This is a genomic window from Motilibacter aurantiacus (genome assembly GCF_011250645.1).
Lineage (GTDB): Bacteria > Actinomycetota > Actinomycetes > Motilibacterales > Motilibacteraceae > Motilibacter_A > Motilibacter_A aurantiacus.
Genome location: NZ_JAANNO010000004.1, coordinates 187,363 through 210,461 on the forward strand (window position 1 = coordinate 187,363; position 23,099 = coordinate 210,461).

The window sequence follows — 23,099 nt, forward strand, 5'->3', positions numbered from 1 at the left end:
GGCGATGGGCAGTAGTGGGCACAGACAGGACGCGGGGCCCGGCACGCCGGATGGACGTGCCGGGCCCGCAAAGTGGTGGCACGCGGGCTAGCCGCGTGCCGTCGTCACTGCACCTTGGCGGTGGTGTACTCGCCGAGGGAGATGATCTTGCCGTCCTTGACCTGGTGGATGTAGGTCGTGCCGGTCTCGAGCTCACCGACCTCGTTGAACTTGATCGGCTTCGAGACACCCTGGAAGTCGACCGTGCTCAGCGACTCGTTGATGGCCTCACCGGTGGTGGCGCCGCCCTCGAGGGCCTTGATGATCGCCGTCGCGGCGTCGAACGCCTCGGCCGAGTAGGTGGCCGGGGCCGTGCCGTACTCCGCGGTGTAGTCGTCGATGAACTTCTGGACGGCCTCGTCCTCGGACGCCGTGGCCAGCACGCAGGTGCAGGACAGGATCGAGCCCTCGGCCGCCTCGCCGGCACCGTCGATGAACTTCTGGTCCAGCGTGCCGTCACCGGACACGAAGGTCGCGGTCACGCCGCCGTCGCGCAGCTGCTTCACGAACTTCGCGGCGGAGGAGTAGTAGCCGCCGTAGAAGATCGCCTGCGGGTTGGCGGACTTGATCTGGTTGACCGTGGAGGAGTAGTCGTCGGCCTCGGGGTCGATCGAGTCGCGGGTCGCGACCGTGCCGCCCTGCTCCTCGACGGTCGTGTTGACCACGTCCGCGAGGCCCTTGCCGTACTCGCTCTGGTCGTCGATGACCGCGACCGAGGTCGCCGGCAGCGACTTGACGATGAACTCGCCGGCACCCGGGCCCTGCACGTCGTCGTTGGCCAGCACGCGGTGCCAGAACTTCCACCCGTTGGTGGAGAGAGCGGCGTTGGTGGCCGAGGCGGAGATGTTGGCGATCTTCGCCTCCTCCAGCACCGGGACGGCCGTCTTGGACTCGCCGGAGAAGGCGGGGCCGACGACGGCGACGACGCCGTCCTGGGCCACCTTCGGCGCCAGCGCGGTCGCCTGGTCGGGGGCGCCGGTCGTGTCGTACTGGATGAAGTCGACCTTGGTCGCCGGGTTCGTGGCGTTGTACTGGTCGAACGCGAGCTTGGCGCCGTTGTACTCGTTGATGCCGAGCTGCGCGTCGGGGCCGGTGAGCGCGCCCATGAAGCCGACCTTGACGGTGGCGCCGCCGCCACCGGAGTTGCTGGACTCAGCGGGGCTGGCGCCGCTGTCGCCGTCGTCGTCGCTGCCGCAGGCCGTGACGCCCAGGGCAAGCGCCGCGACAGCAGCGAGGACGGAGGCCCGTCGCCGGACGTTGCGCACTGCGTTCTCCTCTCTGCGGCCGGCGCGATTCGCAGGCCGTCGGGTCGCCGGGAGGGTGGGCAGGCTGCACTCCACCCCGCACCAGCGGCTTGTGATCAGTAGTGATACCAGCCCGGTCCGCGGATTGGGGGTTTACGGCGCGCAATGCAACCGCGCCGTAACGAACGGGCTTGCCGGAGGAACTCGACGCATGCCCGAGGCCACCGTCCACCCGGTGTGAAAGCCCGCGACATCGGGCCTTCACCTCCGACGGGCGGTCACTGCCCCTCCGGCACTCCCCCGGCGTCGATCACGGCGCGGGCAACCTCGCGCATGGGCACCCGACGGTCCATGGCGGTCTTCTGCAGCCAGCGGAACGCCTCGGGCTCGGTGATGGACAGCTGGGCCTGGAGCAGCCCCTTGGCGCGGTCGACGATCTTGCGCGTCTCCAGGCGCTCGGTGAGGTCGGAGACCTCGCTCTCGAGCGCGACGGTCTCGGCGTAGCGGGCGACGGCCATCTCGATGGCGGGCAGCAGGTCGGCGCGGCCGAAGGGCTTGACGACGTACGCCATGGCGCCGGCGTCCCGCGCACGCTCCACGAGCTCGCGCTGGCTGAACGCGGTCAGGACGACGACGGGGGCGAGCCGCTGCTCACCGATGCGGGATGCGGCGCTGATGCCGTCGAGCCGGGGCATCTTGACGTCGAGCACGACGAGGTCCGGGCGCAGGCTCTCGGCGAGCCGGACGGCCTCCTCGCCGTCACCGGCCTCGCCGACGACGTCCCAACCCTCCTCCTCCAGCATCTCTCGGAGGTCGAGACGGATCAGCGCCTCGTCCTCGGCAATGACGACGCGGCGCGGGTCGGGCGGGGCCACGGGGCTCCCTTCGGACGACGGTGCTGTGCAGCGCAAAGGCTAGCGGTGCCCCGGGCGGGCGCCGGACCCGGTCGGCACGGAGTCACGCTCGGGGGGAGCGGCTTCCACCCGTCAGGACGCACGAGGGCAGGGAGCGGCGGCATCGCGTGCGGCGCCGACTAGGCTGCTGCCCGCTGCCCGCCCCGGTAGCCCAATCGGCAGAGGCGATGGTCTCAAACACCATTCAGTGTGGGTTCGAGTCCCACCCGGGGCACCGTCACGTCCTCGCCGGAGGCACGGTCACGTCCCCACGTCCTCGCCGGGGGCACGGTCACGTCCGGCCCGCCCTGGCCGGATCACCCTCGCTCCCGGCTGACCCCTCGCGCTCCGACGCTGATCATGGGCAGGTCAGCGACGGCACGCCGCTAGGCGCGCTGAGTTGCCCATGATCACCGCGGTGGGGGGCGGCGGGCAGTAGGCCGCGGGCAGCTCGCCGTGGCCACTGCAGGCGGCGAGGCAGCGCAGGCCGCGACCCCCGCGAACGCAGACGGGCCGGCGACGTCGGTGACGTCGCCGGCCCGAAGCCTGCCTGGCGCGCTCAGGCGCCCTGCGCGCCCTCCTCGAGCGGGTCGCCGTAGGCCGGGGCGGCCTTCTGCACGGCATCACCGATACGGTGCACCCGGAGGGCGTTGATCGAGCCGGGGATGCCGGGCGGGGCGCCGGCGACGACGACGACCAGGTCGCCCTGCTGGCACATGCCGGTCTCCAGCAGCGTCCGGTCCACCTGCAGCACCATCTGGTCGGTGTGCTGCACCATCGGCGACAGGAACGTCTCCACGCCCCAGGACAGCGCCAGCTGGCGCTGGGTCTCCGGCACCGGCGTGAACGCGAGCAGCGGCACCGAGTGGCGCAGCCGGGAGACCCGGCGGGCCGAGTCGCCGCTGGTGGTGAACGTGACGAGGTACTTGGCCCCGAGCTGCTCGGCGACCTCCGCCGCGGCGCGCGTGATCGCACCGCTCTTGGTGTGGGGGCGGGTGCCGAGCGGGCGGATCTCCGAGAGCGCGTCCCGCTCGACCGTGGCCACGATGCGGGCCATCGTCGAGACCGTCTCGAGCGGGTACTTGCCGACGCTGGTCTCGCCGCTGAGCATGACCGCGTCCGCGCCGTCGAGGACGGCGTTCGCGACGTCGCTCGTCTCGGCGCGGGTGGGGCGCGAGGCCGAGATCATCGACTCGAGCATCTGGGTGGCGACGATCACGGGCTTGGCGGAGCGGCGGGCCAGGTCCACCGCGCGCTTCTGCACGAGCGGCACCTGCTCCAACGGCAGCTCCACGCCGAGGTCGCCGCGGGCGACCATGATGCCGTCGAATGCGTCCACGATGCCCTCGAGCGCATCGACCGCCTGCGGCTTCTCGACCTTGGCGACGACGGGGAGGCGGACGCCCTCCTCGTCCATGATCCGGTGGACGTCGACGATGTCGTTGGCGTCGCGCACGAAGGAGAGCGCGATGAGGTCGGCCCGCAGGTGCAGCGCCCAGCGCAGGTCCTGGATGTCCTTCTCGGACAGCGCCGGCACGCTGACGCCGACGCCGGGCAGGTTGATGCCCTTGTTGTTCGAGACGACGCCACCCTCGACGACCCGGGTGACGACCCGCGGCCCGTCGACCCGGACGACCTCGAGCGCCACGCGGCCGTCGTCGACGAGCAGCGGGTCACCGGGCGCGACGTCGCCGGCGAGGCCCTTGTAGGTCGTCGAGACGATTTCCTGGGTGCCGGGGATGTCCTCGGTGGTGATCGTGAACTCGTCGCCCGCCGTCAGCACGACCGGCCCCTCGGCGAACGTGCCGGTCCTGATCTTCGGCCCCTGGAGGTCGACGAGGACGGCGATCGGCCGGCCCGTCTCCTCCGCGACCTGGCGGACCCAGCGGTAGCGAGCTTCGTGCTCGGCGTAGTCGGCGTGGCTGAGATTGAAGCGGGCCACGTTCATGCCGGCCTCGACGAGCGCCTTGATGCGCTCGTATCCGTCGACGGATGGGCCCAGCGTACAAACGATCTTTGCGCGGCGCATGGTGCCGAGCCTAGTGAAGGGGCCGGGGGCGCTGTCGGGTGCCCCCGGCAATGGGAGACGTGCCCTTCGCCACTCGCTCGTGCACAGGCCCTCGTCCCTGTGCCCCCCGCCGCTTCGGAGCAACCGCGGACGCGTCAGAAGCGGGCCGCGATCTCGCGGCAGAACGCCTCGAGGTCGTCGGGCTTGCGGCTGGAGATGAGCGGCCCGGCACCGGACTCGTCGACGTGCACCTCGGCGTCGACCCAGGTGCCCCCGGCGTTGCGGACGTCGGTCTGCAAGCTGGGCCAGGAGGTCAGCGTGCGCCCGCGCACGGCGCCGCTCTCGATGAGCGTCCACGGCCCGTGGCAGATGACCGCGACCGGCTTGCCGGCGTCCAGGAACGCCTTGGCGAACGCCACCGCGGCGGGGATGGTGCGCAGGTTGTCGGGGTTGGCCACGCCGCCCGGCAGCACGAGCCCGTCGAAGTCGGCCACGTCCGCGGAGTCCAGCGGCACGTCGACGTCGAACGTGTCCGCCTTGTCCAGGTGGTCGAAGGCCTGCACGGTGCCCGCTTCGGGGGCCACCAGGGCGGGCGTGCCACCCGCGTCGCGCACGGCCTTCCACGGCTCGGTGAGCTCGACCTGCTCGATGCCCTCGGTGGCCACGAGAAAAGCGATCTTCTTGCCCTGCAACGCCATGAGCGCGTCCTCCTCGGGAAAACAGCTTTCCGGTACAACCGGCAAGCCTCCCCGGGGAGGACGCGCTCTAGTCGGCGCCCGGCCTGCGGCCGGGTGTGACGAGGCCTACGCTTCGACGGCGATGTCAGGCCAGCAGCGGGCGAGCGGTCGGCGGGATCGGCACCGGGAGCTCGGACTCGCAGCCCTTGAGGTACGCGTCGACCCCGGCGGCGCAGGAACGGCCCTCCGCGATGGCCCACACGATGAGCGACTGGCCGCGGCCGGCGTCGCCGGCCACGAAGACGCCCTCCACGGTGGAGGCGTAGGACGCGTCGCGCACCACGTTGCCGCGAGCGTCCAGCTCGACGCCGAGCTGCTCGACGAGGCCGCCCTTCTCCGGGCCCACGAAGCCCATCGCGAGCAGCACGAGCTGCGCCGGGATCTCCTGCTCGGAGCCCTCGACCGGCTGGAAGCGGCCGTCGACCATCTGCACCTCGACCGTGCGCAGGGCCTTGACGTTGCCCTGCTCGTCGCCGACGAACTCGGTGGTGTTGATGGCGTAGAGCCGCTCGCCGCCCTCCTCGTGGGCGCTGGAGACGCGGTAGACCATCGGGTAGGTCGGCCACGGCTGGCTGCTCGGCCGCTCCTCGGTCGGGCGCGGCATGATCTCGAACTGCTTGATCGAGCGCGCGCCCTGCCGGATGGACGTGCCGAGGCAGTCGGCGCCGGTGTCGCCGCCCCCGATGATGACGACGTCCTTGTCCTCGGCCGTGATCGGCACCTGGTACGTCGCGTCCCGCGCGTAGCGGTTGGCGTGCGGCAGGAACTCCATCGCCTGGTGGATGCCACCGAGCTCGCGCCCGGGGATCGGCAGGTCACGGGCGGCGGTGGCGCCGATCGCGAGCACGACCGCGTCGTAGCGGGCGCGCAGCTGCTGGCCGGTCACCTCGTGCCCGACGTCGACGCCCGGGCGGAACCGGGTGCCCTCGGCCTTCATCTGGGCGATGCGCCGGTCGACCTGGCGCTTCTCCATCTTGAACTCGGGGATGCCGTAGCGCAGCAGGCCGCCGATCTCGTCCGCCCGCTCGTACACCGCGACGGTGTGCCCGGCGCGGGTGAGCTGCTGGGCGGCCGCGAGCCCGGCCGGGCCCGAGCCGACGACCGCGACCGTCTTGCCGGTGAGCCGCTCGGGTGGCTGCGGCTGGACCCAGCCCTCCGCCCAGGCGCGGTCGATGATCGACACCTCGACCTGCTTGATCGTCACCGGGTCGTCGCCGATGCCGAGGACGCACGCCGCCTCACAAGGCGCCGGGCACAGCCGCCCGGTGAACTCCGGGAAGTTGTTCGTGGCGTGCAGGCGCTCGATGGCCTCCTGCCAGTCGTCGCGCCAGGACAGGTCGTTCCACTCGGGGATGAGGTTCCCGAGCGGGCAGCCGTTGTGGCAGAACGGGATGCCGCAGTCCATGCAGCGCCCGGCCTGCGCACGCAGGCCGTCGACGCTCATCTCCTCGTAGACCTCGTGCCAGTCACGGATACGCACCTCGACGGGGCGCCGCTTCGGAAGCTCGCGGCCCGCCTTGAGAAAACCCCTCGGGTCAGCCACGGGAAGCCTCCATCACCACGGTGTCGACGTCGAGGCCCTCGGCGAGGGCCTTGGCGCGCGCCTCGAGGACGCGCTTGTAGTCCCGCGGCATGATCTTGGAGAAGCGCGCCGCGGCCGCGTCCCACTCGGTCAGCAGGCGCAGGGCCACCGCCGAGCCGGTCTCCTCCCGGTGCTTGGTCACGAGCAGCCGGAGCAGCTCGAGGTCCTCGGCGTCGAGCTGCTCGACGTCGACCATCTCGCGGTTCACCCGGTCCGCACGCAGGTCGAGGATGTACGCGACACCGCCCGACATGCCCGCGGCCACGTTGCGGCCGGTCGGGCCCAGGATGACCACGGTGCCACCGGTCATGTACTCGAGCGCGTGGTCGCCCACGCCCTCGACGACCGCGGTGGCGCCGGAGTTGCGGACCGCGAACCGCTCCCCCACCAGGCCGCTGACGAGCACCTCGCCGGAGGTCGCGCCGTAGAGCGAGACGTTGCCGGCGATGGTGTTCTGCTCGGCGGCGAACGGCGCGGACGCGTCCGGGCGGACGATGAGCCGGCCGCCCGACAGCCCCTTGCCGAGGTAGTCGTTGGTGTCACCGTGGAGCCGGATGGTGACCCCGCGCGGCACGAAGGCTCCGAGCGAGTTGCCGCCCGACCCGTTGAGCGTGATCGAGATCGTGTCGTCCGGCAGCCCGGCGCCCCCGTAGCGGCGGGTGACCTCGGCGCCGAGCATGGTGCCGACCGTCCGGTTGACGTTGCGCACCGGCAGCGTGACCTGCACGGGGCGGGCGTCCTCGAGCGCGTCGTGGGCCAGCGCGATGAGCTGGTGGTCCAGGGCCTTCTCCAGCCCGTGGTCCTGGGTCGTGACCTGGCGCCGGGCCGTGCCCTCGGGCAGGTCCGGCACGTGCAGCAGCGGCGTGAGGTCGAGGCCCTGGGCCTTCCAGTGCTGGACGGCGGCCGCCGTGTCGAGGAACTCGGCGTGGCCGATCGCCTCCTCCAGCGAGCGGAAGCCGAGCTTGGCCAGCCACTCGCGGACCTCTTCGGCGATGTACTCGAAGAAGGTCACCACGAAGTCCGCCGAGCCGGAGAAGCGCTCGCGCAGGGCCGGGTTCTGCGTGGCGATGCCGACGGGACAGGTGTCCAGGTGGCAGACGCGCATCATGATGCAGCCCGACACGACGAGCGGCGCGGTCGCGAAGCCGTACTCCTCGGCCCCGAGCAGCGCGGCGACGATGACGTCGCGGCCGGTCTTCAGCTGGCCGTCGGCCTGCACCACGATCCGGTCGCGCAGCCCGTTGAGCAGCAGCGTCTGCTGCGTCTCGGCGAGGCCGAGCTCCCACGGCGTGCCGGCGTGCTTGAGGCTCGTCAGCGGGGACGCGCCCGTGCCGCCGTCGTGGCCGGAGATCAGCACGACGTCCGCGTGGGCCTTGCTCACGCCGGCCGCGACCGTGCCGACCCCGACCTCCGCGACCAGCTTCACGTGAATTCGAGCATTCGAATTGGCGTTCTTGAGGTCGTGGATCAGCTGGGCGAGGTCCTCGATGGAGTAGATGTCGTGGTGCGGCGGCGGCGAGATGAGGCCCACGCCCGGCGTGGAGTGCCGGGTGCGCGCGACCCACGGGTAGACCTTGTGGCCGGGCAGCTGACCGCCCTCGCCGGGCTTCGCGCCCTGCGCCATCTTGATCTGGATGTCGTCCGCGTTCACGAGGTACTCGCTCGTGACGCCGAACCGGCCGCTGGCGACCTGCTTGACGGCGCTGCGCCGCTCCGGGTCGTACAGCCGCTCCGGGTCCTCGCCGCCCTCGCCCGTGTTGGACCGGCCACCCAGCCGGTTCATCGCGATGGCCAGGGTCTCGTGCGCCTCCTGGCTGATGGAGCCGTAGCTCATCGCGCCGGTGTTGAAGCGCTTGACGATCTCGGAGACCGGCTCGACCTCGTCGATCGGGACGGCCGGCCGGACGCCCTCGCGCAGGGAGAACAGGCCGCGCAGCGTCATCAGCCGCTCGGACTGCTCGTCCACCCGGGAGGTGTACTGCTTGAACACGTCGTAGCGGCGCGCCCGGGTCGAGTGCTGCAGCCGGAAGACGGTCTCCGGGTCGAACAGGTGCGGCTCGCCCTCGCGGCGCCACTGGTACTCGCCGCCGACCTCGAGCTTGCGGTGCAGCGGCAGCGCGCCGGACGCCGGGTACGCCGAGCGGTGCCGGCGGGCCACCTCCTCGGAGATGACCTCCAGGCCCACGCCGCCGAGCTTGGACTGCGTGCCGGTGAAGTAGCGGTCGACGAGCTCCTGGGAGAGGCCGAGCGCCTCGAACACCTGCGCGCCGCGGTAGGACGCGACGGTCGAGATGCCCATCTTGCTCATGACCTTGAGGACGCCCTTGCCGAGCGCCTTCACCAGGTTGCGAACGGCCTTCTCCGGCTCGACCCCGGTGACGATGCCCTCCGCGACGAGCTCCTCGACCGACTCCATGGCGAGGTACGGGTTCACCGCAGCCGCGCCGTAGCCGATGAGCAGCGCGACGTGGTGAACCTCGCGGACGTCGCCCGCCTCCACGATGAGCCCGACCTGCAGGCGGGTCTTCTCGCGGATGAGGTGGTGGTGGATCGCCGAGGTGAGCAGCAGCGACGGGATCGGGGCGAGGTTAGCGTCGGAGTCGCGGTCGGACAGCACGATGAAGCGCGCGCCCTGCGCGATCGCGGCGGAGGCCTCCGCGCACAGCTCGTCGAGCCGGGCGGCGAGCGCCTGGCCGTCGCCGTGCGGGTCGTAGAGGCCGCGCAGCACGACGGTGCCCCACCCGGGCAGGTCGCCGTCGTTGTTGATGTGCACGATCTTGGCGAGCTCGTCGTTGTCGATCACCGGGAACGGCAGCACGACCTGGCGGCAGTGCGCCGGCGTCGCGTCGAGCGCGTTGAGCTCCGGGCCGACCGTGGACGACAGCGAGGTGACGAGCTCCTCGCGGATGGCGTCCAGCGGCGGGTTGGTGACCTGCGCGAACAGCTGGGTGAAGTAGTCGAAGAGCAGCCGCGGGCGCTCCGACAGCACCGCGATCGGCGTGTCGGTGCCCATCGAGCCGATCGGCTCGGCACCCGCGCGCGCCATCGGGGCGAGCAGGACGCGCAGCTCCTCCTGCGTGTAGCCGAAGGTGCGCTGGCGGCGGCTCACCGAGGCGGCGGTGTGGCTCACGTGCTCGCGGTCCGGCAGGTCCGCGAGGCTGACCAGGCCGGCGTGCAGCCACTCGTCGTACGGCGCGGCGGCCGCGAGCTCGCCCTTGACCTCGTCGTCCTCGATGATCCGGCCACGCTCGGTGTCGACCAGGAACATGCGGCCCGGCTGGAGCCGGCCCTTGCGGACGACCGTCGCCGGGTCCAGCTCGAGCACGCCGGCCTCGCTGCCGAGCACGACCAGGCCGTCCTCGGTCACCCAGTAGCGCCCCGGGCGCAGGCCGTTGCGGTCGAGCACGGCGCCGACGAGCGTGCCGTCGGTGAAGCAGACCGCGGCCGGCCCGTCCCACGGCTCCATGATCGAGCCGTGGTACTCGTAGAACGCCCGCCGGGCGGCGTCCATCGTGCCGTCGCCCTCCCACGCCTCGGGGATCATCATCAGCACGGCGTGGGGCAGCGAGCGCCCGCCCAGGTGGAGCAGCTCGAGGACCTCGTCGAAGCTGGCCGAGTCGCTGGCCCCGGGGGTGCAGATCGGCGAGAGCCGGGACAGGTCGCCCGGGATCTTGTCCGACTGCAGCAGGCTCTCCCGGGCCGCCATCCAGTTGCGGTTGCCGCGCACCGTGTTGATCTCGCCGTTGTGGGCGATCAAGCGGTACGGGTGCGCCAACGGCCACGACGGGAAGGTGTTCGTGGAGAAGCGGGAGTGGACCAGCGCCAGCTCCGTGGCGTAGCGCTCGTCGGACAGGTCCGGGTAGAACGGCTCGAGCTGGGCCGTCGTGAGCATGCCCTTGTAGACCAGCGTCCGCGCCGACAGCGACGGGAAGTAGACCTCGTGCTCGCGCTCGGAGCGCTTGCGCAGGCAGAAGGCGAGCCGGTCGAGCTCGACGCCCTCGGCGGTCGTGCCCTCGGCGGCCACCACGAAGACCTGCCGGAAGGACGGCATGACCATCCGCGCGGTGTGGCCCAGCAGGTCGGGCGTGACCGGGACATCGCGCCAGCCGAGGACGCGCAGGCCCTCCTCGGCGGCGATGGCCTCGACGGCCGCAGCGGTCGCGTCGGCGGCCTCCGGGTCGGCAGGAAGGAACGCGGTGCCCACGGCGTACGCGCCGGCCGGCGGCAGCTCGAAGGGAACCACCGCGCGCAGGAACGCGTCAGGAACCTGCGTGAGGATTCCCGCGCCGTCACCGCTGTCCGGCTCGGCGCCGGAGGCCCCGCGGTGGTCGAGGTTGCGCAGAGCGGTGATGGCGGCCTGCACGATGTCGTGGCCGGCGGCTCCGCGCAGCGTCGCGACCATGGCGACACCGCATGCGTCGTGCTCGGACTGCCCGTCGTACAGGCCCTGAGGGGCCGGGAACGCGGGCGAGGGGAGGGCGGTCATCCGTCGTCTCCTCTGCTGGAAAAAGGGGGGCGGGACGACGTTGGCCCAGAGGATTTTGCCGGCCGCTCGGGGGTAGCAGCCCGCGTAGAAGCGCAGGTTACATCAGTGTTGCGGGCTGCCTACAGGATTTGGTGCGCCCGCGACACGACGGCGTGACGGCCGGGGGGCCGGGGTCGCCTGCCCTACGGGCAACGGTACGCCCGCCGGTCACTCCCGGCGCGGGGCCTCCGCTGTCGGATCGGTCACCTCGGCCGTCGCGCCGCCCTCGAGCGGGGCTTGCGGGTGGCTCGCGTCGCTCACCCCACCGCCGCCGTGCGCACCGTCGCCCGGGAGGCTGCCGCCCGTGCCCGCCGTGCCTGACATGACCGCCGTGCTCCCGGTGCTCCCGGCGCTCCCCGTGCCCGCCGGGCTGCCCGCCGTCGCCGCGACCACGTCGGGCTCCCCGTCGACGCCCCCCGGCTCGACCTGGTCCTCGCGGCCCGGCCGCAGCCGCGCCGACACCGCGATGTAGGCCACCGCGAGGACGAAGACGACCGCGGCCGTCCACTGGTTGAGCCGCAGGCCGAGGACCTGCTCTGCGGTGTCGACCCGCAGCGCCTCGATCCACGACCGGCCGACGCAGTAGGCGGCGACGTAGAGGGCGAACGCCCGGCCGTGGCCGAGCCGGAACCGGCGGTCGGCCCACACGACCAGAGCCGCCACCCCGAGGTTCCACACCAGCTCGTAGAGGAACGCGGGGTGGTACGTGGCCTGATCGAGGGTCTCGGTCGGCCGGTGCTCCGCGTCGATCTCAAGCGCCCAGGGGACGTCAGTGGCGCGGCCGTACAGCTCCTGGTTGAACCAGTTGCCGAGCCGGCCCACGGCCTGGGCGACGGCCAGGCCGGGCGCGAGCGCGTCCGCGAAGGGCGGCAGCGCGATTCCCCGCTGCCGGCAGCCGATCCAGGCCCCGACGGCACCGAGCGCGATGGCGCCCCAGATCCCGAGGCCCCCCTCCCACACCTTCAGCGCGTCGACCGGGTCACCACCGGAACCGAAGTAGGGCTCAGGAGTCGTGACGACGTGGTAGAGCCGGCCGCCCACGATGCCGAAGGGCACGGCCCAGATCGCGATGTCGCCCACGGTGCCGGCCCGGCCGCCGCGCGCCCGCCACCGGCGGTCGCTGATGACGATCGTCAGCACGATGCCGGCGAGGATGCTCAGCGCATAGGCGCGCAGCGGGAGCGGGCCGAGGTGCCAGACCCCCTCGGACGGGCTGGGGATCGAGGCGAGGACGGCGACGCCGGCGTCGGCGGGAGAAGGGCTCATCAGGCTCGGACCCTACCGGGGCAGGCGGGCGGCCGGGGCTACTGCGCGGTGCCGGCGCGCTCGCCGGCCCCACGGCGTACGCCGGCCGCGAGCTCGCCCGCGAGGGCGTGCACGGCGGCGGCACCGTCGGCGGGCGAGGCGGCGTCCAGCAGCTCGCGGACGAAGGCCGACCCCACGATGACGCCGTCGGCGTAGCCCGCCACCTCGGTGGCCTGCTCGGCGGTGGAGACCCCGAGCCCGACGCACACGGGCAGGCCCGTCGCCACCCGCGTCCGGGCCACGAGGCCGCGCGCCGCGCCGCTCACCGCGCCGCGCACACCGGTGACGCCCATCAGCGAGGCGGCGTAGACGAAGCCACGGCAGACCGACGTCGTGAGCGCGATCCGCTCGTCACTCGAGGACGGGGCGACGAGGAAGACGCTGTCCAGGCCGAGGGGGTCGGCGGCGGCGAGCCAGTCGCCGGACTCCTCGGGCGGCAGGTCGGGCAGGATCACGCCCGCTCCCCCGGCCGCGGCCAGGTCGGCGGCGAACCGCGCCGGGCCGATGTGGTCGATGGGGTTGTAGTAGCTCATGACGAGCGTGGGCGTGCCGGTCGCGGCGACGGCCTCGACGGTCGTCAGCACGTCGCGCGGGGTCGCCCCGCCGCGCAGCGCCACGTCGACCGCGTCCTGGATGGTCGGCCCGTCCAGCATCGGGTCCGAGTAGGGCAGGCCGACCTCGACCACGTCCACGCCGCCGTCGACCATCGCGGTGAGGGCGTCGATGCCACCGGCCAGGGTCGGGAACCCTGCGGGCAGGTAGCCGACGAGCGCGGCGCGGCCCTCGGCCCGGGCCTTGGCCAGGGTGTCGGACAGGGCGGTCACCAGCCCTCCCCGGACGACTCCTGCGGCGGCGCCTCGACGGTGGCCTCGGCCGCCTCGACGATCTCCTCGTCGCTCACCACACCGAACCAGCGGGCCGCCGTGTCGACGTCCTTGTCCCCGCGCCCGGACAGGTTCACCAGCACGACCCCCTCGGGGCCGAGCACCTGCCCGACCCGGAGCGCCCCGGCGAGCGCGTGCGCGGACTCGATGGCCGGCAGGATGCCCTCGGTACGGCAGAGCAGCCGGAACGCCTCCATCGCCTCGCGGTCGGTCACCGGCTCGTACGTCGCCCGCCCGGAGTCGTGCAGCCAGGCGTGCTCCGGGCCGATGCCCGGGTAGTCCAGGCCGGCGCTGATCGAGTGGCTCTCGATCGTCTGGCCCCACTCGTCCTGGAGCAGGTACGAGCGCGAGCCGTGCAGGATGCCGGGCGTGCCTCCGGTGATGGTGGCGGCGTGCCGCCCGGTCTCGACCCCGTCACCGGCCGCCTCGTAGCCGTGCAGCGCGACGTCGGCGTCGTCGAGGAAGGCGGTGAAGATGCCGATCGCGTTGCTGCCGCCGCCGACGCACGCGCAGACCGCGTCGGGCAGCCGCCCGGTGCGCTCGAGCACCTGCGCACGCGCCTCGTCACCGATCACGCGGTGGAAGTCCCGGACCATCGCGGGGAACGGGGCGGGGCCGGCGACCGTGCCGAACAGGTAGTGCGTCGTGTCGACGTTGGCCACCCAGTCGCGGAACGCCTCGTTGATCGCGTCCTTGAGCGTCCGGCTGCCGGTACGGACCGGGACCACCTCGGCGCCGAGCAGCCGCATGCGCGCGACGTTGAGCGCCTGCCGGCGGGTGTCCTCCTCGCCCATGTAGACCACGCACTCCAGGCCCATCAGCGCGGCCGCCGTCGCGGTGGCGACCCCGTGCTGGCCGGCGCCGGTCTCGGCGATCACCCGCTTCTTGCCCATGCGCCTGGTGAGCAGCGCCTGGCCGAGCACGTTGTTGATCTTGTGCGAGCCGGTGTGGTTGAGGTCCTCGCGCTTGAGCAGCACCCGCGCGCCGCCGGCGTGCTCGGCGAACCGCGTCGCCTCCGTGAGCGGGCTGGGCCGGCCGGTGTAGTCGCGCAGCAGCCGCGACAGCTCGCCGGTGAACTCGGGGTCGGCCCGGGCGGCGGCGTAGGCCTCGGTCACCTGGTCGAGGGTCGCCATGAGCGCCTCGGGGACGTAGCGGCCGCCGTAGGGGCCGAAGCGGCCCGCCTCGGCCTGCGCCGCAGGCACGTCCCCGGCAGTGGTCAGGTCGCCGGCCACGGTCACGGCCTCGCCTGGCGCAGCGCGGGGTGCGCGCCCGCGGCCACGAGGTCGGCCACGGCGACCCGCGGGTCCTTGCCGGTCACCAGGGTCTCCCCGACCAGGACGGCGTCCGCGCCGGCCCGGGCGTACTCGATGACGTCGTGCGGCCCGCGGACGCCGGACTCGGCGACCTTGACCACGCCGTCGGGGATGAGCGGGGCCAGCCGGGCGAAGGTGTCGCGGTCGACCTCGAGGGTCTTGAGGCTGCGGGCGTTGATGCCGAGCAGCTTGGCGCCGGCGTCGAGCGCGCGCCGGACCTCCTCCTCGTCGTGCGCCTCGACCAGCGGGGTGAGCCCGATCGACTCTGCCCGCTCCACCAGGGAGACGAGGGCGTTCTGCTCGAGGGCGGCGACGATGAGCAGCGCGATGTCCGCGCCGTGCGCACGCGCCTCCCACAACTGGTAGCTCGAGACGATGAAGTCCTTGCGCAGCAGCGGGGCGTCCACGGCCTGCCGGACGGCGTCCAGGTCGGCGAGGCTGCCGCCGAACTTGCGCTGCTCGGTGAGGACGCTGATGGCGAAGGCGCCGCCGGACTCGTACTCGCGCGCCAGCGCGGCCGGGTCGGGGATCTCGGCCAGCGACGCCCGGCTCGGGCTCGCCCGCTTCACCTCGGCGATCACGCGCACGCCCTCGTCCCGGAAGCCGGGCAGCACGGGCTTGGCGTCGGGCACGCGCGCGCAGCGCGCCTTGAGCTCCTCGAGGCCGACGCGGCTCTGGCGCTCGGCCAGGTCCGCGTTCACACCCGCGAGGATCTCGTCTAGGACAGTCACCTCGGGCGCTCCCTTGACCTGGCGGCGGTTCCGGCGCGATGACCAGCTGCTGTCGCTGATCCACGTCGCCTGGCGTGAGCTTAGACCGAGCCCCTCAGGGTGCCGCGCCCGGCCCCGTCTCAAACCCCCCGTCCGCACCAGAGGCTGCGCGGCATTCGTCCCTGGCTCGCCGAAGTTGCCCCTTGACCGGAAAAAGATTCTCCACGACGGTTCGGGCACCGGCCCGAAGCATTCGGGCCGCCAGCACGACACCGAGGCCTGGAGGCGACCGAGCGCCTCCACCGTCCCCTGGAGGCAGTCTGTGCCGCTCCGCATCGCACGCTTCGCCCTCCGTCTGCGGCAGCGCAGACCGGAGGCCCCCCTGGCCCGTCCCGTCCGGGCCCGGCGCCGGCTGACCGCGACGCTCGCCACCGCCGCGGCGCTCGCGGTCGGCGGCTCGCTCGCCGCCGCGCCCGTCGGCGCGGCCGAGGACCCGGGCGTCCTGCGCGTCCTGCGCGCGGACTGGTTCACCTCCGGTGGCCAGACGTTCCTCTCGTTCGAGGCCAAGGCCGGGGTGCCTGACGGCCAGGCGACGTTGACCGCCACCTGGGCGCCCGGCCCGACGGGCTCGGCGACGCTCGCGCGCTACGAGGACGCCGACGTCTACCTGTACCACCGCACCGCCACGCCGATCGCCGTCGACACCGTGCCCGCCTCGGTCACGATCACGAGCAGCGCCGGCGGCTCGGTCACGGCCCCGGTGGACAAGTGGCTGGGCGACGGGTTCGAGCTCCCGGCCGGCTACAAGACCCGGTTCCTGACCACGACGCCGAGCCCCACCGAGGCCAACGCCCGGCTCGAGGCGCTGCACGCCGAGTTCCCCGGCCTGACCGAGCTCATCACGCTGCCGGAGAAGACCTTCGGGTACCGGCGCCACGCCCAGGCCCAGTTCGGCACCGGGACCGCGGCGACCGCGGCCTCGACGTTCTTCGTGACCTCGAGGAAGTTCGGGCACGAGGGCGGCAACGACATCACCCTGCAACTGCTCGCGCCGACGCCGAACGCGCAGCTGACCGTCTTCCGCAACGGCAACGACATCACGGTCTTCCTCGCGACGGACGCCGAGCGCCAGCCGGTCAGCACCGCCGCGCAGGTCGTCGCGGCCATCAACGCGAGCTCGGCCTCCGAGCTGCTCACCGCCTACACCTTCCGGCGCAACGCCGGGGCCGGCGTCGTCCCGGCGGCGGCGCGGCAGACGCTGACCGACGGGCTGCGCGCGCCGGCGAGCATCTCGCGCGAGCCGTTCACCATGAAGGTGCTGCGGGTCGGGAAGGTGCGTGACGGCTCGAAGGCCGGCGTCTTCCTGTACGCCGGTGAGCACCCCAACGAGATCACCCCGGTGCTGTCGGTGGCCGAGACGGCCGAGCGCCTGCTGCGCAACTACGCGACCGACGAGTGGACCCGCAACGCGATCGACAACCTCGACATCTTCCTGCTGCCGTGGGCGAACCCGGACGGCGGCCACTACTCGATCTTCGACACCGGCGTCCGCAAGAACCTCACGAACTACTGCGCCCCCGAGGACAGCGACCCGGGCCGGCGCAACAGCTTCGGCGTCAACGTCAACCGCAACTACGCCACGGCGACGGTCTTCGAGGGCTGGGACGGCGCCTCGACCGACTGCCTCAACGGCAACTACGCCGGGCCCAAGGCCGAGTCCGAGCCCGAGGTCCGCAACCTGGTGTGGATGGCGGAGACGTTCGACAACATCAAGTTCGCCATGAACACCCACTGCTGCGGCGGCTACTTCATGTGGACGCCCGGCGCCTACATCGAGGACGGCCGCGTCTCCGTCCAGCGTCCGGACGCCGGCATCGAGGCGTACTACTACGAGGCCTCGGAGCACATCCTGTCGGCCGTGCAGACCTACCGCGACACCGCGGTGTGGCCCGGCCGCACCGGCCCGATCATCGACGTGCTCTACTCCGCGGCCGGCAACTCGGCCGACTACTTCTGGATCGAGCACGGCATCCTCGCGTGGGCCTTCGAGACCAACGGCCCGCGCTGGGACGCTGCGAACAGCCGCTGGGTGAACGGGGCCAACACCGTCGACGTGACGGAGACCGCGATGGAGTACGCCAACGGCCAGCTCGGCATCGTCGACGTCGCGCTCTCGTTCCAGCTGGACGCCACGGCCCCCGAGTCGGCACTGCAGGTCACCTCGCGCACCGCGACGAGCACGACCTTCACCGTGTCGACGTCGGAGCCGGCGACGGTCCACTACACGCTCGACGGCAGCCGGCCGACGCTCGCCTCGCCCAAGCTGCAGGCCGCCGGGCTGCGTGAGGGCGCCCAGTCCCTGACCGTCACCACCGGCACGACGGTCAACTGGTTCGCCGTCGACCCGCGCGGAAACGTGGAGAACGGGTACGCGCCCGCCGGCACCGGCGCGGGCTACAACTCCTTCGCCGTCGCGATCGGCACCCCGGTCAGCGACCTCAAGGCCACCGTCGACCTGTACGCCGCGGCGGGCCGCCTCTCTGCGCGCACCGCGGCGGACCTGCAGGGCCGCCTCGACCGCGCCCAGTCGCTCTACACGGCCGGCAGCGAGTCGCGCACGATCGGCTACCTGGAGTCGTTCGTGGCGAAGGTGAGGAACCAGGTCCGGCACGACGACCTGGCCCGCGACACCCTGGTGGCCGCCGCCGAGCGGCTCATCGCCGACCTGCAGGCCGCGGACGCGGCCGAGGGCGCGGCTCTCCCCCGCGCCAGCTGACCGGCAGGCCCCCGCTGCCCGGAGGGCGGCCGCCCCGTGCGGCCGCCCTCCGCCGTCCCCGGGGGCGGGTCCCGTCCGCACGTCGACCGCCGGAGCCATGGAGGGCTGATGGGCCAGACCGTCACCGACCTGCCTGCAGGCCGGCGGCACGTGGACGCCGCCGTCGCGGTCCTCGCCGCCGCCCTGCGCGACGACCCCGGCTGGGCCGCGGCGGTGCCCGACCCGCCCGAGCGTGCCGCGGTGCTCGCCGCGGTGCTGCGCGCCGCCGTCGCGGACGCCGTGCGTCACGGGCGTGTCCTCGTGGCCCGCGGGCCGGGCGGCGACGTGCTCGGGGCAGCCGTCTGGCTGCCTCCGGGGGCGTACCCCATGACGGGCGGGCGCAGCGCCGCCGCGGCGCTCCGGCTGCTCCGCGCGGCCGCGCGCAGGCCCGGGGCCATGCGCGCCGCCGCGAGCTTCGGGGCGGCGGTCGACCGGGCGTTCCCCGACCGACGCGAGGACCCGGTCGCATACCTCCAGGCGCTGGGCGTGTCACCGGCCCACGCCCGTCGAGGGGTCGGCCGCGCCCTGCTCGCCCCGCTGCTCGCCGCGCCCTTCGCGACCTATCTCGAGACCGCCGAACCGGTCAACGTCGGCTACTACGAGCGGGTCGGCTTCTGCGTGCTGCCCGGCAGCCCGGGAGCGATCGGCGGGAGCGGCCCTGCGATGTGGCGGATGCGGCGCCCGGCACCCGGCGCTCCGCCTGCCCGCTGAGTCCCCCGTCCCGCTACGTTCCGCCCATGGCCCGAAACCATGGCGCCGGGCGGGCACCGGCGACGTCAGGACGCCGGTGGCTGCCGCGCGGCCTCGAGGTGGACCTGCGGCCGCGCCACCCGGCACAGGTCGTGAGCATCGCCTTCCTGGTCGGGATCGCCGTCGCGACGCTCCTGCTGCGCCTGCCTGTCGCGTCGGCCGAGGGGTCGACCAGCTGGCTGCAGGCGCTGTTCACCGCGACCTCCGCCGTCTGCGTCACGGGCCTGGCGGTCGTCGACACCGGCGCGCACTGGTCGGGGCTCGGCCAGGCGGTGATCCTCGCCGGCATCCAGGTCGGCGGCATCGGGATCATGACCCTGGCCTCGGTTCTCGCTCTCATCGTCTCGCGGCGGCTGGGGCTGCGCAGCCGGCTCCTGACGCAGACCGAGAACGCCGCCTTCGGGCTGGGGGACGTGCGCAGCGTCGTGCTGGCCGTGCTGCGCACCTCCCTCGTCATCGAGGTCGTGGTCGCGCTGCTGCTCGCCGCGCGCTTCGCCCTCGCGTACGACATGGGGGTCGGGACCGCGTTGTGGCAGGGCGTCTTCCACTCGGTGTCCGCCTTCAACCAGGCCGGGTTCGCGCTCTCCTCGGCCGGCCTGGCGGACTACGTCGCCGACCCCTGGGTCTGCTTCCCCGTCATCGTCGCGATCGTCCTCGGCGGGCTGGGCTTCCCGGTCCTGGTCGAGCTGCTGCGCGAGCGCCGGACGCCGCAGACGTGGAGCCTGCACACCAAGATCACGGTGGCCGGGTCGGCGGTCCTGCTGGTCGGCGGCGCGGCCATGATCACCGCGTTCGAGTGGTCCAACCCCGGCACGCTGGGGCCGCTGTCCTGGCCGCAGAAGCTGCTGGCCGGGCTCTTCCACGGCGTGCAGCCGCGCTCGGCCGGCTTCAACACCGTCGACTACGGCCAGATGCGGGACGAGACCTGGCTGGGCACCGACGCCCTGATGTTCATCGGCGGCGGCAGCGCGTCGACCGCCGGCGGCATCAAGGTGACGACCTTCTTCGTCCTGCTCTTCGCCATCGTCGCCGAGGCCCGCGGGGACGCGCACGTCCAGGCCTTCCGCCGCCGCATCCCGCCCGCGACGCTCCGGCTGGCCGTGTCGGTCGCGCTGCTCGGCGTCGCCTGGGTGTTCCTGGGGACGCTGCTGCTGCTGGCCCTCACCGAGCAGTCCCTCGACCGCGTGCTCTTCGAGTCGGTGTCGGCCTTCGGCACCGCGGGGGCGTCGACCGGCATCACCGCGACGTTGCCCCAGCCCGCGCAGTACGTCCTCGTGGTCCTGATGTTCGTCGGCCGGGTCGGTATCGTGACGGCCGCGTCGGCGCTGGCGCTGCGCGAGCGCAAGCAGCTGTACGCCTATCCCGAGGAGCGCACGCTCATCGGGTGAGAGGCGGCGACGGCGCCGCGGCCAGGAGGGCGGGACCGGTGGGACACAACATCCTCGAAGGCGGCGTCCTCGTCATCGGGCTCGGCCGCTTCGGGCGCGCGCTGGCCGAGTCGCTCACCCGCGCGGGCACCCAGGTCCTGGCTGTCGACCCGCGCCACGAGGTGGTGCAGGAGATGTCCAACCGGCTCACGCACGTGGTGGAGGCCGACTGGACGAGCGAGGAGGCGCTCCGCCAGATCGGGGCGGCCGACTTCGAGGTCGCGGTCGTCGCGATCGGCACCGACATCGAGGCCAGCATCGTGGCCACCTCGGCGCTGGTCGACATCGGCGTGCCGCACATCTGGGCGAAGGCCGTCTCCCCGGCCCACGGGCGCATCCTCAGCAGGGTCGGGGCGCACCACGTCGTGCTGCCCGAGCAGGACGCCGGCGAGCGCGTCGCGCACCTGCTGACCGAGAAGATCCTCGACTTCATCGCGCTGGACGACGGCTTCGCCATCTCCAAGATGCGAGCGCCGCAGGAAGCCTGGGGCCGGTCTCTCGGCGAGGCCCGGCTGCGCTCGAAGTACGGCGTCACGGTCGTCGGGGTGAAGCGCTCCGGCGAGTCGTTCACCTATGCCCAGGCGGACACCGTCGTCGAGCAGGGCGACCTGCTCATCGTCGCCGCGCAGGCCGACGCGCTGGAGCGCTTCGCGGCCGAGACGTCGTGACGGCGGGCCCGGGGCGGGCCGGTCAGTCGGTGGGGTCCTCGCCCCGGTCCAGCGCGGCCCAGGCGTCCTTGGCCGGCGTCCGGCCCGAGCGGTCCGGCGCGTCGTAGCGCGCGCTCATGGCGGCCCAGCGCCCGGCCCGCAGCACCGCGACGGCGCCGGCCAGCGCGACGACCACGCCGGCGGCCGCGGCCACCCAGGGCCAGGCCGAGAAGCTCACCTGGAGGTCACCGCCGGCGGGCAGCTCCCCGGAGGCGGCGTCGGCGGCGGCGCTCCGCGACGTGCCGGCCCTGGCCGCGACGACGGCCAGCCCCAGCCCGGCCAGCGCCACCAGGACGGCGACGCCCCGGCGCAACGGCCCGCGTGCGGCGACGAGCCCGGCCACGCCGGCGAGGGCGACCAGCCCCAGCGCCGGCACCGTCGCCGCGACGTCGCCCGCCGTCAGCTCGGCGGGCGGGGCGGCGACCGGCGAGCCGGCCCCTGCCGAGACCGTCGCCCAGGTGCGCCCGCCCGAGAGCAGCGCCACCGCGCCGCCCAGGGCGACCGCGGCGAGCACCAGCCCACGGGCGCGGGTCGATCGTCCGCCACGCCCGGCGGGGGCAGTCGTCCCTGCCGGCGGCTCGGGCTCGGTCACGCGGAGCCGGCCGGCCCGAGCGGCCCGGCGGCCCGCAAGGTGCCCGCGGTGGCCACGGCCCGGAGGACGGCCGCCGCCTTGTGCCGGCACTCGGCGTCCTCGGCCACCGGGTCCGAGTCCGCCACGATCCCGGCGCCGGCCTGGACGTACGCCCGCCCGTCACGCAGGACCGCCGTGCGGATGGCGATGGCGGTGTCGGCGTCGCCGGCGAAGTCGAGGTAGCCCACGATCCCGCCGTAGGTGCCGCGCCGGGTCGGCTCCAGCTCCTCGATGATCTCCATCGCGCGCGGCTTCGGCGCCCCGGACAGCGTGCCGGCGGGGAAGCAGGCCGCGACGGCGTCGAAGGCGGTGCGGCCGGGGGCGAGGGTGCCGACGACGGTCGACACGATGTGCATGACGTGGGAGTAGCGCTCGATGGACATGAAGTCGACCACCTCGACGCTGCCTGCGGTGCTGACCCGGCCCACGTCGTTGCGGCCGAGGTCGACGAGCATCAGGTGCTCGGCCCGCTCCTTGGGGTCCGCCAGCAGCTCCGTCGCCAGTGCCGCGTCCTCCTCGGGCGTGGCGCCACGTGGTCGGGTGCCCGCGATCGGGTGCAGCATGGCGCGGCCCCCCGTGACCTTGACCAGCGCCTCCGGGCTCGAGCCGACGATGTCGAACCCCTGTGGCATGCGCAGGAGGTACATGTAGGGGCTCGGGTTGGTCAGCCGGAGCACGCGGTAGACGTCGAGCGCGCTCGCCCGCGTCTCCAGCTCGAAGCGCTGGCCCACCACGATCTGGAAGGCCTCGCCGGCCCGGATCGCCTCCTTGGCCGTCTCGACCGACGCGAGGTAGGCGTCCCGGTCGGTGCGCCCGGTGTAGGCCGGCTCGACCGCGGCGTCCAGCGTCGCCACGGTCGCGGGCGCCGGCCGGCTCAGCTCCTCGGTCATGCGCTCGAGCCGGGAGAGCGCGTCGGCGTAGGACTCGTCGACGCGCTCGGGGCTGTCGTCCCAGTTGACGGCGTTGGCGACGAGCAGGACCGTGCCGTCCACGTGGTCGAGGACCGCCAGGTCGGTCGCGAGGAGCAGCCCGAGCTCGGGCAGCTGCAGGTCGTCGGCGGCCAGCGTCGGCAGCCGCTCCAGCCGGCGCACGGCGTCGTAGCCGATGTAGCCGACGAGCCCGCCGGTCAGCGGCGGCAGCCCCGGCAGCCGGGAGGTGTGCAGCGCCTCCAGGGTCGCCCGGACGGCTTCGAGCGGGTCGCCGCCGGTCGGCAGGCCGACCGGCGGCGTCCCCAGCCAGACCGCCTCGCCCGCGGACTCGGTGAGCGTGGCGGCGCTGCGGGCACCGACGATCGAGTAGCGCGACCAGACGCCCCCGTGCTCCGCCGACTCCAGCAGGAACGTGCCCGGCCGCTCCCCCGCGAGCTTGCGGTAGAGCCCGACCGGCGTCTCCCCGTCCGCGAGCAGGCGGCGCGTCACGGGGATCACCCGACGGTCGACGGCGAGCGCGCGGAACTCCTCCAGGCCGGGCGAGGCGGTGCCGGCGACGCGGCCCGCGGGCCCGGCCGTGCGGCTCGCACCCGCGGCGGC

16 protein-coding genes and 1 tRNA gene are annotated in these 23,099 nt (G+C 73.4%); 5 read left to right on the forward strand and 12 right to left on the reverse strand.

What is annotated here, in order from left to right:
* Positions 1–104: 104 nt before the first annotated feature.
* Positions 105–1,304 (reverse strand): branched-chain amino acid ABC transporter substrate-binding protein, encoded by a 1,200-nt coding sequence (locus G9H72_RS09530; RefSeq protein WP_166170264.1) that lies wholly within the window; start codon positions 1,302–1,304, stop codon positions 105–107.
* A 257-nt stretch (positions 1,305–1,561) separates the two neighbouring features.
* Entirely contained in the window at positions 1,562–2,158 is a 597-nt protein-coding gene (locus tag G9H72_RS09535) for an ANTAR domain-containing response regulator (protein ID WP_331272141.1), read from the reverse strand.
* Between the two features lie 179 nt (positions 2,159–2,337).
* On the opposite strand from G9H72_RS09535, the gene G9H72_RS09540 reads away from it, so the two are divergent.
* Positions 2,338–2,411: transfer RNA gene (locus tag G9H72_RS09540), tRNA-Leu, on the forward strand.
* 324 nt (positions 2,412–2,735) lie between these two features.
* Here the strand turns inward: G9H72_RS09540 and pyk are convergent.
* From pyk to trpC, 8 genes are all read right to left on the reverse strand, one after another.
* Positions 2,736–4,205 (reverse strand): pyruvate kinase, encoded by a 1,470-nt coding sequence (pyk, locus tag G9H72_RS09545; RefSeq protein WP_166170268.1) that lies wholly within the window; start codon positions 4,203–4,205, stop codon positions 2,736–2,738.
* A gap of 134 nt (positions 4,206–4,339) precedes the next feature.
* Positions 4,340–4,882, reverse strand: coding sequence for a type 1 glutamine amidotransferase domain-containing protein (locus G9H72_RS09550; RefSeq protein ID WP_166170270.1), 543 nt, complete (start codon positions 4,880–4,882; stop codon positions 4,340–4,342).
* A 124-nt stretch (positions 4,883–5,006) separates the two neighbouring features.
* Positions 5,007–6,464, reverse strand: a complete 1,458-nt coding sequence (locus G9H72_RS09555) for a glutamate synthase subunit beta (RefSeq protein WP_166170272.1) — start codon at positions 6,462–6,464, stop codon at positions 5,007–5,009.
* Positions 6,457–10,989, reverse strand: coding sequence for a glutamate synthase large subunit (gene gltB, locus G9H72_RS09560; RefSeq protein WP_166170274.1), 4,533 nt, complete (start codon positions 10,987–10,989; stop codon positions 6,457–6,459). The genes G9H72_RS09555 and gltB overlap by 8 nt, the downstream gene beginning before the upstream one ends.
* A 207-nt stretch (positions 10,990–11,196) precedes the next feature.
* Positions 11,197–12,294 carry a prolipoprotein diacylglyceryl transferase gene (lgt, locus tag G9H72_RS09565; protein WP_166170276.1) on the reverse strand — a complete coding sequence of 366 codons (1,098 nt, stop codon included), beginning with the start codon at positions 12,292–12,294 and terminating at the stop codon, positions 11,197–11,199.
* Positions 12,295–12,332: 38 nt separating this feature from the next.
* On the reverse strand, positions 12,333–13,160 hold the full coding sequence (trpA, locus tag G9H72_RS09570; protein WP_196791027.1) for a tryptophan synthase subunit alpha: 828 nt from the start codon (positions 13,158–13,160) through the stop codon (positions 12,333–12,335).
* Positions 13,154–14,350 (reverse strand): tryptophan synthase subunit beta, encoded by a 1,197-nt coding sequence (gene trpB / locus G9H72_RS09575; protein WP_166170581.1) that lies wholly within the window; start codon positions 14,348–14,350, stop codon positions 13,154–13,156. Before trpB ends, trpA begins: the two co-directional genes overlap by 7 nt.
* 101 nt (positions 14,351–14,451) lie before the next feature.
* Positions 14,452–15,261, reverse strand: coding sequence for an indole-3-glycerol phosphate synthase TrpC (gene trpC, locus G9H72_RS09580; protein ID WP_331272142.1), 810 nt, complete (start codon positions 15,259–15,261; stop codon positions 14,452–14,454).
* A 301-nt stretch (positions 15,262–15,562) separates the two neighbouring features.
* On the opposite strand from trpC, the gene G9H72_RS22925 reads away from it, so the two are divergent.
* The 4 genes from G9H72_RS22925 (at position 15,563) to G9H72_RS22930 (ending at position 20,900) form a co-directional block, all read left to right on the forward strand.
* A complete protein-coding gene (locus G9H72_RS22925; protein WP_166170283.1) occupies positions 15,563–18,016 on the forward strand; it encodes a M14 family zinc carboxypeptidase in 2,454 nt (817 codons plus the stop codon).
* A gap of 108 nt (positions 18,017–18,124) precedes the next feature.
* Positions 18,125–18,766: a GNAT family N-acetyltransferase gene (locus G9H72_RS09590; RefSeq protein ID WP_166170285.1), complete on the forward strand. Its 642-nt coding sequence runs from the start codon at positions 18,125–18,127 to the stop codon at positions 18,764–18,766.
* Between the two features lie 26 nt (positions 18,767–18,792).
* Positions 18,793–20,193: a TrkH family potassium uptake protein gene (locus tag G9H72_RS09595; RefSeq protein WP_166170287.1), complete on the forward strand. Its 1,401-nt coding sequence runs from the start codon at positions 18,793–18,795 to the stop codon at positions 20,191–20,193.
* Positions 20,194–20,231: 38 nt separating this feature from the next.
* Positions 20,232–20,900 (forward strand): potassium channel family protein, encoded by a 669-nt coding sequence (locus tag G9H72_RS22930; protein WP_166170289.1) that lies wholly within the window; start codon positions 20,232–20,234, stop codon positions 20,898–20,900.
* 22 nt (positions 20,901–20,922) lie between these two features.
* Here G9H72_RS22930 and G9H72_RS09605 read toward each other — a convergent pair whose 3' ends face one another.
* Together G9H72_RS09605 and G9H72_RS09610 are read right to left on the reverse strand one after the other, a co-directional pair.
* The gene (locus G9H72_RS09605) at positions 20,923–21,453 is read right to left on the reverse strand and encodes a Trp biosynthesis-associated membrane protein (protein ID WP_166170291.1); all 531 of its coding nucleotides are present in this window, start codon (positions 21,451–21,453) and stop codon (positions 20,923–20,925) included.
* Positions 21,454–21,527: 74 nt separating this feature from the next.
* On the reverse strand, positions 21,528–23,033 hold the full coding sequence (locus G9H72_RS09610; RefSeq protein WP_231126757.1) for an anthranilate synthase component I: 1,506 nt from the start codon (positions 23,031–23,033) through the stop codon (positions 21,528–21,530).
* Between the last annotated feature and the right edge of the window lie 66 nt (positions 23,034–23,099).